This is a genomic window from Dysgonomonas massiliensis (assembly GCF_900240225.1).
GTDB lineage: Bacteria > Bacteroidota > Bacteroidia > Bacteroidales > Dysgonomonadaceae > Dysgonomonas > Dysgonomonas massiliensis.
Window position 1 is genome coordinate 149,299 of the sequence record NZ_OEPV01000003.1, and the last position, 12,656, is coordinate 161,954.

The following is a 12,656-nucleotide window of genomic DNA, read 5'->3' on the forward strand; positions in this document are numbered from 1 at the left end:
CAGTTTTTCGATTTGTACCGATTATATTATCAAAGAGCTTTTAGATATAGATAAAATTTGATATGACTCTTTGATTATTCAAGCATAAAAAAGACTTACTCTTTTAGGGTAAGTCTTTTTCTATATTATCATTCGAAAATTAGCCGTTTACTTTTTTATAATCGGCAAGGAAAGTAGCCAAACCACTATCAGTAAGAGGATGCTTCAATAAACCTTTGATTGCCGAAAGCGGACAAGTAGCTACATCTGCTCCAACTTCTACACACTGAATGATGTGTTGTGTTGATCGAATTGATGCTGCAAGTACTTCGGTGCTCATACTGTATGTAGAATACATATCCACTATTTTACCGACAAGTTCAATACCATCGCTCGAAATGTCATCCAATCGTCCTACAAAAGGTGACACATAAGTTGCTCCTGCTTTAGCTGCAAGAAGTGCCTGTCCTACCGAAAATACTAAAGTACAATTTGTGCGAATACCCAATTGGCTGAAATGCTTGATTGCTTTGATTCCATCTTCGATACAAGGCACTTTCACTACAATATTCGGATGCAAAACAGCTAATTCTTTTCCTTCGCGAATCATATTTTCATAATCCGTTGCAATCACTTCGGCACTGACATCTCCATCCACGATATTGCAGATATCTACATAATGCTGGCGCTGATTTTCAACTCCTTTGATTCCTTCTTTTGCCATCAACGATGGATTGGTAGTAACACCATCCAAAACTCCCATAGCATTAGCCTCGCGAATCTGATCGAGGTTAGCTGTATCAATAAAAAATTTCATAGTTAAATTACTTTAGGTTCGTTTGATAAATGTCGTGATATTTATTTATTAAAACTAATTTATCGACAACGAAGTGCTCCTAAAAAGTGACACTTATTTTCAATCAATACAAGCCAAACCAATCTCTTCAATCATTTTCTGATAAAGCAGATTTTTAGACATCAGGATATCGTTTCCGATGATAAATAACTGTTCACGTGCCCGAGTTAAAGCAACATTCAGTTTGCGATCTACCGTACCCTCCTTATTCATATTCGAGAAGAATCTTAATTGATAGAAGCGATTGAAACAGCATGATACAATTATCACATCGCGCTGACTACCCTGATAACGTTCGACTGTATCAATCATAATTTTATCCGCATCAACTACATTAGCGTCTATAAGTTTCTGACGAATAAGCGCAATCTGATTGCGATATGGAGTAATTATACCGATCGTCTTCCGCGAATCGAAAGACAATCCATTATTTGCATAAAGCTCTTTCAATGATCGAACAAGATCGACTACACGATCAGCTTCTGCATGATTCATCTTATCCGATTTGCCTATATCCGACAAATCACGACTCGGAATAAATGCAATACGATTTTTCGCCAATAACGATTGAAGTTGGTCCTCTTCATTGTATTTTTCGAACGGTAGCTTTTCTTTTTGTCGCAGAGTAGCTACTCGCAATTGGTTTTCATAGAATTGCTTGTTCACAAAGTCAGCAACCTCTTCGTGCATACGACCATGGTAGGTCAATGTATCGTAATTATCAGTCCAACCATTCGATTGGCAAGTACGAAACAAACGCTCGAACAACGACTCACGGCAATCGAACAAACCAATTTCGTTTAATAGAGGATTCGTCACTGCCGATTTATTTTCATTCTGTAACGTAATTGTTGATAACTGTTTGTGGTCTCCAATCATTATGAAACGATCGAAACAAGGCAACAATCCTATAATCTGAGGCTCGAGAATCTGCGAAGCTTCGTCGATAATCGCTATTTCGAAATGTTTCAGATCGAATATTTCGGGTTTACCTACAACCGAAGCCTGCGTTCCGACAAATATACGTTGCTTAGCCAGTATAGATAATAGTTCATCTCTGTTCTGAACACCTTGCGATATATTTTGTAACAAGCGATGACGATAAGCCTCGGTACACGACAATTCAGTTCCTATACGGATGAATTTATCGCACTCACTTTCAGCTTCTCCGAATGCAGCACAAATAGCAGCACACAATTCATCTACAGCACGATTGGTATAAGCCATTACAAGGATGTTCGCATCAGGCGATTGATATAATTCTTCTATCAAACGGCGAACAAATATCGAAGTTTTTCCCGTTCCGGGAGGACCAACGATAAGGAAGTAATCTTTCGACAACAATGCTTTCTCAATTACTTCATCTTGCTTTTGCTGTATATCCAAATCCTGAAGCCCTTTATATTCATAGTCCGATTCAGGTCTACGTAATCCGAGTAAGAGATCACGTATATTTTTATCAGCACGTAAAAAAGCGGCTAAACTGCGATACATGGCATTGTAAGAATGGTCGAGTCGATCGTGTTCTACTACCCAGAAACGATATTCGTTGAATAATCTCCGGTTACGCTGTTTGTGCCTGAATCTCAAAGTAACATACTCATCAGTGATTTCTACAAGATTACCTTTTAATATCTGATTCGTCATCAGGCTGTCTTTCTCCGAATCTCGTGGATAGAGAATACAAATTTCTCCTTCGCGGAAATTGACACAATCAGTCGTTTTGAAGCGATGAAATCGAATCGTCATATCACGACCGCTATTATCCACTTCTTCAATCTCCAGATCGGAAATAACCTCCAAAGCATTCTGTCGATCAGCAAACGAAGTGTTCCACAACGAAGATGTACTTGTCGGCGAATCGTAACCTTCATCCCCTACTTTCTGCAAATACAGTTCACGCGAGATGAATGAAATATATTGAAAGAAATATGCCTTTTCAGTATCAGATAAGTTTGTAAGCATGACTTGGAGATCAGTCAGTCTGTCGTTGAAAAAATCGGGAATACGCCCGTAATTGTTTCGATCGAAAAGTTCTTCAAATTCAGCATTTACAGCTTCACAGCCTCCCACATACAAGTCATGTTCGGTAGCAACAATCAAGTTTCGGATATTAAGCAGTTCCTTTTCCAGTTTTTTATAAGCTGCAGCCAGACGAATATTCTCTCCTTTATTCTCAGCTGAAGAGTACAAAATGGCGGCATATACATGACGCGAATCAGTACCGAAGACAGTTTGAATCATCAGTCGATAGATCATCGTCTGTATCTCGTGATTCGGCGCAATCTTAGTTACATCTTCGCGGGGATAAGGAGGTTTACCTGACTTTAGCTCTATGATTCGATAGATATCTTCCGAGCTGGATGGAATTTGCAGAAGGTCGAGACGACCTTGAAAGCCGTATTTCTCGCAGTAGAATGATGGTTCTAATATACAGTTCGCCAGATCGAAGCCTCCTTGTGGCATATCCTCTAACACAACTCGCTTGATATTCGTAAACTGAACATAAGCCCGAGCCATGAAATCTTTAAAATCCGCTGTTGACTGAATGTCTTTACACGAAGCATACTCGAAAGGCATCTGTCGGAACGACTTGATGAAAACATCCTGAAAGTTCAACGAACGAGGATCGTCCACATAGAGCAATTCATCAAGAAAAAAGTTTGCCAGATTACCCAGCAATATATAATGTGTATTTGTCGGCTGATCAAATTTCCGACGAAAATAATGCAGATGCGAATTCCCGTAATTCTGAAAACATTCGGCTACAGCCGAAGCATCGATCAGATAATCAGGCTCGAGAACAAAAGCACTGGGGATATACTTTCCTTGCTCATTTCGACGAACGTCAATCAGATTCATCTGAGCTCCTACCCAAAGGCGTTCTATCGTTTCGTCAAACTGATCGTTTATACCAACATCGCCATAACTAACAACAAGTTCTTCGCCGACAAAATCGGCAGACTCGCAAGTCAGAAGTTGGTTTTCGCGATCAATAGCCGTGACTTGCACTCGAATTTTATCCAGAACTTCGGGCATTTTATGCTCCGATTGCATCTCTTGAAAATCATCTTCCGATGTTTCGCTACCTGATACATATCTCCACAAACGGAGTACTGCCGATCGCGCCATCTGATATTGACCATCGGTCACGAAACGTTTTTCATCCTGCTGCAAAAACGTTGTCTGCACACGAATATGCTGCAATTGCCATTCGAGTGTTTTTGGTAAATTGAAACGTTGTGCAATGAATACAAGACGCGAAAAGAAAGAAGGAAATTGCAGCGATTCACTCGCCGTAATTTCCTTACAACTTATTTCTAATAATCGTTTTAATTGAATATACTTATCTCGGGCAGGAAGACCTAAATCGTCAATCTGTTGTACTACTGCATAATAGTCCGGAGAAATTGAGTATATCATTGATCTATATTAGCCTCGTATTGATATATCCAAATCAGACAGAGATTCTATATCAAATTCAAAATCAGAAATACCGACACCATTTGCATTACGCATATAGCCTCTTATATATAATACTGTTTCACCTCTGTCGACTAATTCAAGTAATAGATTTTGTATAAATCTGGTGTAATCTCTATTATGAGTATCTATAAATGCTTCCTTGTTACCACTCGGCTCTATTACAAATTTATACTCGCCTATTCTACTTGTACTTAAGCCAAATGTAATATAATCTCCAGTTCTAAAATTACGAAGAGGTAAGAACGATAGATATGAGTCATACACATCAACATACCTTATATAATCATAAGAGCTCAAACCTGCAATATTTCTCACATCCAAAGGGTAAGCTATTTCAAAGTATCCATCTCTATAATCTGTTGTGGGTACTTTATTGTAGTCCTTTGTTGTAAAAAACAGCTCTCCTCTTTTAGTATAATCATCCGAATCACAAGCCGTAAAACTAGCGATCAGAACAATAGCAGCTAATGCTAATAACGTTTTTCTAAATAATCTCATAACTTTATATTCTTCTTTTGATTTATCTACATTATTTACCAGTATCACCTATCCACGTAAGATGCAGATCGTAATTTACTCTCAAACCAGCATTAAATTTGACCGTCGGAACAAGATTACCTTCAGCATCCGACATAGTAGTTTGTATCAACAACTTTGCCGTTCCATCTTTGTATATTTTTTCCATATACTCTTGGACAAGGTTCTTATATTCCATATTACTATGATCAATCAACATTGATTTATCAGCCAGAATTTCAAAGCTATGTCCTTCCATATCTCCAACTGACAAAGTTACTTTTATTGTCTTTACTAAATTTTTAGCATCATTGTCTTCTTTGACGAAGTCATAGTAGAACTCCGATTTTTGCACTTCAATTTTTCTAATTCTATATAACGGACTATAATCAAGGCTATCTCGATCAAGCCAAAAAGACACATTGTTCTTACCTTCTACCGTTTCTTCAAATGTATTTTTATTTGTTCTTTTTGTTGAATAATCAAATCCTCTGTTGGATACACTATCTCCTTCATCATCTCCACACGATATAAACATGCAAGATATTAATATAACAACGATAGCTAAAAAGTAGTTTTTATTCAGATTCATAATCTTGTGTTTTTAATATTCAACAACAAAAATAGTATTTTTTCGGTAAGAGTTGACTATCAAAAAGTAAATAGAGCGATTTATATCAAACAAACATACTGACCGTCTAAATTCTAATAGCAAAAAACAGCCTAACTCCTTAATTGATTCATAAATAATTCATACATTTGAGATTATACTCGAATTCAAACTAGTTGATCTTCATAATCTAAAAACATATAATTTAATCTATGACTAGCACAAACAAAGAACAAAAAAAGAGTTGGTACGAGAAAATCAGTTCTATACTACCAAACCTTTATTACATTGGAACTTTAATATCACTGATTATCATTCTTGCCCAAGTTTTTTATGCCAAACGCTCCATCGTCGAATCCAGTGAATGGGAAAAAGCAAAAATGACAATTGAAAACATAGAGCGCTTTAAGGTTGAAATAAGTAAGTGTCCAATAGGAGACGATAATGTATGGATATTTGGCGATCAATTTCATCCTGACTTTTCGAAAGCAGAAGGATGGAATTCTCCTAGAGCCGATAGCTTACTTATTATTTTCGTTTCTCTCTATAAAGAAGAGGAAACGAAAGCTTCCCAAAAAATCAGTCAAGAAGTACAGCATGAAATAGAACGAATGATAGATGTAATGGATGCATTTGCATACCCAATAATTATGGGATATGCAAGCGAAGTGGGCTCCTCAAAAAGTGTTCTCAGACAATATTACACCTATGGTTCTTTCATTATGCCAATAGCCTTTTCCAATTATAAACATATTGGGTTATACGCTAAGCTTTTATATAGATTGTGGAGAATCAGATATGAACAAGAAGTCTTAAGTGTCATGTTACTGAATATTGATGGGTACGGAATAAATGGTCTTATCTCGGAAAAAGACAATCTCTTGTTTTTTGACGAAAATGAAATAACCGAAAGTTCTCTTAGAAGATACATTAAAACACTGGATAAAGAGATTAATAAAGTGAAGGAAGAAATAGATGATTTCAGGAAACAAAACAACGACTAACTTATTCTATCCATATATTAAAGAATAATTAATTTTATACGAGAGGCTGATCATACGATCGGCCTTTTTTGTTAAAGAGCACACATATAGTTAAAAGTTTTCATCGTAATAAAATTTATTATACCTTAGCTCCCAGAAATCGTAGGGGTGCCTAAATAAAACAGGCTGAGATCATACCCATAAAACCTGATCCGGGTAATGCCGGCGGAGGGAAAAAAGATGATGCATCGCGCGCACATCATTCTTTAGGGAATCACTAATCTTATCAAAACCCCTTTTTTGTTTAACTCTAGGATCGGCATATACTGTCTCCTAAAATGTATCTAAATTTAAATGAAAAAGGTATTATTCACTCTTTTGGCGGCAAGTAGTATTATTTGTCCGCGTCATCTGCAATCGCAAGAGAAAGCCGACTCACTGCAACAAGTAAAACTCGAAGAAATTGTAGTATCAGCTACACGTGTAGGACAAACAGCTCCGGTAGCTTTTTCGAATCTGAACAGCAAGGAAATCAAAGGAAACAATGCAGCCCGCAACATTCCTTTCGTATTGCAGACATTACCATCCGTAGTATCGTTTACCGAAGGCGGAACTGCGATAGGAAACACAGCCTACCGTATACGAGGTACTGATGGCAATCGCATCAATGTTACTCTCAACGGGATGCCTTTGAATAATCCTGAAAGTCAGGATGTTTTTTGGGTTAATCTTCCCGACATTTCCAACTCTCTGAAAAGTATTCAAGTTCAACGAGGAGTAGGAACTTCTACAAACGGAGCAGCCTCATTCGGAGCAAGTATATCACTCGAAACAAATACAGCACAACCAAAAGCTTATGGAGAAGCCTCGACTGCAATAGGTTCTTACGGAGCTTTCATTTCTTCAATTGCCGCAGGTACGGGGATTCTGAAAAACGGTCTATCGCTGGATGGCCGGTATTCTAAAACTACGGGTGACGGATATATTCGTAACGGCAAAGTAGATCATCAAAGTGCATATGCCTCTGCATCATTATATAAAGGCAATCAGATATTACGGGCAATCTATATGTACGGCGAGCAACATACCGGAATCACTTGGAATGGAATTGACCCTGAGACAATGAAAACTGATCGTAAATACAACGGAGCTGGCGAATACTACGACGAAGCGGGTAACACATTGTATTACGATAACGAGACTGACAATTACTATTCACATATTGCACAATTGGTGTATCTCAACCAAATAAATAATCATCTTACACTCAATGCATCTTTCAACTATAACAATGGATTTGGATATTACGAGAATTACAAAGTAGCTGACGAAGACTATGCATTCAGCACTTTTGGGTTACAACCACAAGTTATAAAAGAACTAGACGAAAACTTAGTTGAAAAAGAAGTAACTTACGATCAGTCCGACTTGGTACTTCGTAAGATGATGTCAAATAATTTGTATGCAGGAAACATCAATATAGATTACGAGAAAGATAAATTAAAGCTAAGTTTGGGCGGAATGTATAGTTATTATGATGGTTCACATTTCGGGAAACTAATCTGGGTAAAATACAATCAGAACATTCCTGAAAACTATAAATGGAATACAAATACTGCTACCAAACGTGACATAAATACGTTTATAAAAGCGAATTACACACTGGCTGACAACCTAAATCTTTTTGGTGAATTACAATACCGTTATATCGATTATCGCATGAAGGGATTCGATGATGATTTAGTAGATATTACACAAAATAACTACTATAGTTTCTTCAATCCTAAAATTGGAGCAACTTACCAGTTCCTTCAGAGAAATTCTATTTATGCTTCGCTAGGCATTTCGAATCGCGAGCCTCTGAGAGCCGATCTGAAAGAATCCGTAAAAGCTGGAGGAAAACAGAAAGTATTACCCGAACGACTTTTCGATTATGAATTAGGATATAAATATAATGCACCTAATTTGTCATTAGGCATCAATCTATACTATATGAACTATAAAGATCAGTTAGTATTGACTGGAAAGCTTAATGATGTAGGATATAAATTGCAAGAAAATGTTCCAGATAGCTATCGTATGGGAATCGAATTGGAAGCTTCATGGACTCCACTACAATGGTTACGTTTGGATGCTAATACTACTCTTAGCAGCAATAAAATTAAGAACTATACAGCATATTACGATAACAAGGTAACTGTTATACATCCTAATGGAGACAAAGAAACCATATTGGATGGTCAGATTGAAGAATTCAAGAAATCAACCGATATATCATTTTCTCCTCGTGTTGTAGGATCAGGCATCATTAGTATAATGCCACTCAAAGATCTTACACTCTCACTTGTTAATAAGTATGTCGGTAAAATGTTTTATGACAATACTTCGAACAAAGAAAATCAATTGAAAGATTATTTCGTCAGCGATTTTGTTGCCGGATATACTTTCGACACAAAAAGAATAGGAAAAATAGATTTACAGTTGTTTGTATATAATATTTGGGACAAAGAATATGTTGCCAATGCTTGGGTAGACACAAGCTACAAAGACGGTAAAAAACGTGTATATAAAGGTCTATTTCCTCAAGCGCCATGCAATATCATGGCACGCGTTGGAATAAGATTTTAACTAAAATAACTAGCCATACTTAAAAAGGCCTCCATTTAGAATGGAGGCCTTTTTATTTTTTTCTGATTTTGCTCTTATATAAACTTCAATGCTTGTTCAATATCAGCTATAATATCATCTACGTTTTCGATTCCAACCGAAAGACGGATCAAATCGGGAGCGACACCCGCAGCAATCAACTGGTCATCGGACAATTGACGATGTGTATGGCTTGCAGGATGTAACACACACGTACGAGCATCAGCTACGTGAGTTACGATAGAGATAAATTTAAAATTATCCATCAACTGAACCGACTTGTCGCGACCACCTTTCAATCCGAATGTAATAACTCCGCAAGTGCCATTTGGCATATACTTTTTAGCCAAAGCATAATCTTTCGAACTTTCCAGTCCTGGATAATTCACCCAAGCTATTTCCGAACGACTTTCTAAATATTTTGCAACTTTCAAAGCATTCTCACAATGACGTGGGACCCGAAGATGAAGTGTCTCAAGTCCAAGATTTAATAAGAACGCATTCTGAGGAGACTGAGCAGAACCTAAATCGCGCATCAACTGAACAGTTGCTTTCGTTAGATAAGCCGCTTTACCAAAAGCTTTAGTATATATTAATCCGTGATACGAATCATCTGGTTGTGTCAGCCCTGGAAACTTATCGGCATGAGCGTCCCAGTCGAAACGACCTCCATCAACAATTGCTCCTCCCAAACTTACAGCATGTCCATCCATATATTTACTGGTAGAATGCACTACAATATCAGCACCATAATCGAACGGGCGAAGATTTATCGGTGTTGCAAATGTATTATCTACAATCAGAGGAACTCCTTCTAAATGTGCTAGTTTTGCAAACTTTTCTATATCCAATACATTCAATGCTGGATTTGATAAAGATTCGGCAAAAACTGCTTTTGTATTCGGGCGAAAAGCTTTTCTTATTTCTTCCACTGGCGCATGCTGATCAACAAAAGTCACTTCTATACCTAACTTTTTAAGTGTCACACCAAATAGATTGAATGTTCCCCCATAAATAGTCGAAGCACTAATAATATGATCGCCTGCTCCCGCAATATTAAATATAGCATAAAATGTAGCCGCTTGACCCGACGAGGTTAGCATAGCTCCTACTCCACCTTCCAAGGCTGCAATCTTAGTTGCTACAGCTTCGTTTGTAGGATTTTGTAAACGGGTATAAAAGAAGCCCGATTCTTTGAGGTCAAACAAGTTAGCCATTTGCTCGCTTGTTTCATACTTGAACGTCGTACTCTGATAAATTGGCAGTACACGCGGTTCTCCTTTCTTTGGGTCCCACCCTGCCTGCACACAGAGTGTTTCGGGATTCTGTTTCTTTTCCATAGCTATATCTTATTTAAAAACTTTCTCCATCACAACATATTCATGACCGTTACGCTCAAATTTCTCTGAGGTTTCGTCCATTCCACGTTCTTTATAGAATTTAACCGCCTCTTTACGTGCATTACACCACAAACGGCTAAGCTTTACATCATATGCATAATCGGCAAGCCATTTCACTAACGTGCTGCCATATCCTCGTCCTTGTGCCTGAGGGAGCACTGATAATTTACGAAACTGAACACTTCTGTCAGCAGCCATAAAAATTGAAACTACAGCTACAACTGTTCCGCCATCATACACGCCCATATGGATACCTTGTTCGTCGTCAGGTAACTTTACGAAATCAATATCTTTATCAGGGTATAATGCTAATTGTCTGATACGAAGTACATCTTCATAATTTGCTTCATTTACAGTCATATCTTTATTTTTGTTTTTCTGGTTTATAATTTTAGTCCATGCTCGTTATATACGATTCTGCTTACAGAGTCTTCTAAAACTATTTTCTCATCAATAGTTCTATAATTCTCAGCTGGAATTTGAGTATAACTTATAGCCGTTATCTCTACTGGTAAGAAAAATAACTTACCCGAATAAAACTCTGTATTTTCAATTTCGTGTTCGAATGGGAATACCGAACTTATTCGCCCTTCGTTATTCAACTCTACAACTACATTTTTCAAGAATAAATCGGGATAGATAAAGGTATAGTGAGAGAAGAATCTTCTATATTTATTTTGCACTTTTCAGCTCCTTTTCATCTACTTTCAACATCTTCAACTCATCGGATTCATTCAACTCATTAGCATCAATATCTAAGCCTAAAGAGTCTTGTGCATAGCTTACATCATATACTTTCATAGGCATAAGTGTACTTATACGAGGCAATCTGAAGAATCCTTGAATTTGCGTAAGAAGTGAGTCCGGCATATCAGGCTTCACTACTACATAAGAAGAATCTTGTTTCAACGTCATCTTATCGACAATTGTTGTGTCTTTATATACAAAATATACGCCAGTTTCAATATTTCGGTCAACACCATTAAGTCCTATAACTTTAAATGATAGTTTAAAATTCTTCAAACCTCCCTTATCAGCCATATCCGATTCTCGCAATGAGAATGTCTTCCGTGTATTCGATCTGTCTAGATAAAAATAGAATGGAAGGGTATTGTTATTATCAACATTAATTCCACGAAGAATATTATCTTCTACACGTAAAATATCTACTTGTTTTCTCAATTTAGCAGTTACAGAGTCATTTATCGCTTTATAGTCCGATAAATTATCTGAATACCACACTATCGAAGAATCTAAATCGGCACGACTCAGATTGTATTTAAGCAATACACTATTCATTATTGCTTCCTTACCTTCTTTTGTTTTAGCCAATTCTATATTATAGTCGTCATGCATTGCCTGAGCTAGCTGCAGATCATACAATACATCGATCATTTCATTCTTAGACAACACATTTCCAGGGCGTTCGCTACAAGAAACCATTACTAATAACGAAACTACCAATAATATAAATCCTGCCTTTCTCATTTGTTTTCTTCTTTTTCGAACGACTGAGATAATGTCTTATGATAAAACAATACAAGGATAAAAATACCTATCGTTATAGCCGAGTCGGCAATATTAAATACAGGGCTGAAGAATATAAAATGTTCTCCACCCACAAATGGCATCCATGAAGGGAAGTTACTTTCTATCAGCGGAAAGTAAAGCATATCTACAACTTTACCATGCATCCAGTCAGCATAACCTTCTCCCAGAGGAACAAAGGTAGCGACTTGACCGTAGCTCGACGAAAATATTTCGCCATAGAATATGCAGTCAATGATATTTCCAAATGCACCGGCTAATATCAATGCAATACAAGCTATAAAGCCTTTAGCATATTTCTTTTTTATAAGTTGTACTAAATAATATCCAATAAAACCGACTGCAACTATACGGAATAGCGTGAGAAACAATTTTCCTCCTAGTTCTAATCCGAAAGCCATCCCTGGATTTTCAATAAAATATATTTTAAACCAACTTGCAATTTCTATCGAGTCACCTAACATCATAGATGTTTTAACCCAAATTTTAGATATCTGATCAATCAGAATAACAAGTGTAACAACGATAATTGCAATCGTTCCTCTGGATAAATTTTTCATTTTACATTCTTATCTGAAAACGAGAATCTGGATATGACTCCAAACTCTCGTTTACTCAAATATTTTCGTTTT

General features: G+C 37.0%; 11 protein-coding genes and 1 riboswitch. Of the genes, 2 read left to right on the top strand and 9 right to left on the bottom strand.

From position 1 onward, the window contains the following. Window positions 1-139 precede the first annotated feature (139 nt). From fsa to C1A06_RS04185, 4 genes are all read right to left on the bottom strand, one after another. A complete protein-coding gene (fsa, locus tag C1A06_RS04170) occupies window positions 140-796 on the bottom strand; it encodes a fructose-6-phosphate aldolase (protein ID WP_101688983.1) in 657 nt (218 codons plus the stop codon). A gap of 99 nt (window positions 797-895) precedes the next feature. Beyond that, a complete protein-coding gene (locus tag C1A06_RS04175) occupies window positions 896-4,258 on the bottom strand; it encodes an ATP-dependent helicase (RefSeq protein WP_101688984.1) in 3,363 nt (1,120 codons plus the stop codon). A gap of 9 nt (window positions 4,259-4,267) precedes the next feature. Then, the gene (locus C1A06_RS04180; protein ID WP_145996336.1) at window positions 4,268-4,819 is read right to left on the bottom strand and encodes a hypothetical protein; all 552 of its coding nucleotides are present in this window, start codon (window positions 4,817-4,819) and stop codon (window positions 4,268-4,270) included. 31 nt (window positions 4,820-4,850) lie between these two features. Next, window positions 4,851-5,429: a hypothetical protein gene (locus C1A06_RS04185; protein WP_101688986.1), complete on the bottom strand. Its 579-nt coding sequence runs from the start codon at window positions 5,427-5,429 to the stop codon at window positions 4,851-4,853. 230 nt (window positions 5,430-5,659) lie between these two features. On the opposite strand from C1A06_RS04185, the gene C1A06_RS04190 reads away from it, so the two are divergent. Together C1A06_RS04190 and C1A06_RS04195 are read left to right on the top strand one after the other, a co-directional pair. Beyond that, window positions 5,660-6,451: a hypothetical protein gene (locus C1A06_RS04190; RefSeq protein WP_101688987.1), complete on the top strand. Its 792-nt coding sequence runs from the start codon at window positions 5,660-5,662 to the stop codon at window positions 6,449-6,451. Between the two features lie 133 nt (window positions 6,452-6,584). Continuing rightward, window positions 6,585-6,681, top strand: a riboswitch (TPP riboswitch). A gap of 103 nt (window positions 6,682-6,784) precedes the next feature. Next, window positions 6,785-9,058, top strand: coding sequence for a TonB-dependent receptor (locus C1A06_RS04195; protein WP_101688988.1), 2,274 nt, complete (start codon window positions 6,785-6,787; stop codon window positions 9,056-9,058). Window positions 9,059-9,132: 74 nt separating this feature from the next. On the opposite strand, the gene C1A06_RS04200 is transcribed toward C1A06_RS04195, so the two are convergent. The 5 genes from C1A06_RS04200 to C1A06_RS04220 are packed head-to-tail and all read right to left on the bottom strand — an operon-like array spanning window position 9,133 to window position 12,584. Next, the gene (locus C1A06_RS04200) at window positions 9,133-10,416 is read right to left on the bottom strand and encodes an O-acetylhomoserine aminocarboxypropyltransferase/cysteine synthase family protein (RefSeq protein ID WP_101688989.1); all 1,284 of its coding nucleotides are present in this window, start codon (window positions 10,414-10,416) and stop codon (window positions 9,133-9,135) included. 9 nt (window positions 10,417-10,425) lie between these two features. Next, window positions 10,426-10,836 (bottom strand): GNAT family N-acetyltransferase, encoded by a 411-nt coding sequence (locus C1A06_RS04205; RefSeq protein ID WP_101688990.1) that lies wholly within the window; start codon window positions 10,834-10,836, stop codon window positions 10,426-10,428. 23 nt (window positions 10,837-10,859) lie between these two features. Beyond that, the gene (locus tag C1A06_RS04210) at window positions 10,860-11,159 is read right to left on the bottom strand and encodes a hypothetical protein (RefSeq protein ID WP_145996337.1); all 300 of its coding nucleotides are present in this window, start codon (window positions 11,157-11,159) and stop codon (window positions 10,860-10,862) included. After that, window positions 11,149-11,964 carry a DUF4296 domain-containing protein gene (locus tag C1A06_RS04215; protein WP_101688992.1) on the bottom strand — a complete coding sequence of 272 codons (816 nt, stop codon included), beginning with the start codon at window positions 11,962-11,964 and terminating at the stop codon, window positions 11,149-11,151. Before C1A06_RS04215 ends, C1A06_RS04210 begins: the two co-directional genes overlap by 11 nt. Then, the gene (locus C1A06_RS04220) at window positions 11,961-12,584 is read right to left on the bottom strand and encodes a lipoprotein signal peptidase (RefSeq protein ID WP_101688993.1); all 624 of its coding nucleotides are present in this window, start codon (window positions 12,582-12,584) and stop codon (window positions 11,961-11,963) included. Before C1A06_RS04220 ends, C1A06_RS04215 begins: the two co-directional genes overlap by 4 nt. Window positions 12,585-12,656: the final 72 nt, after the last annotated feature.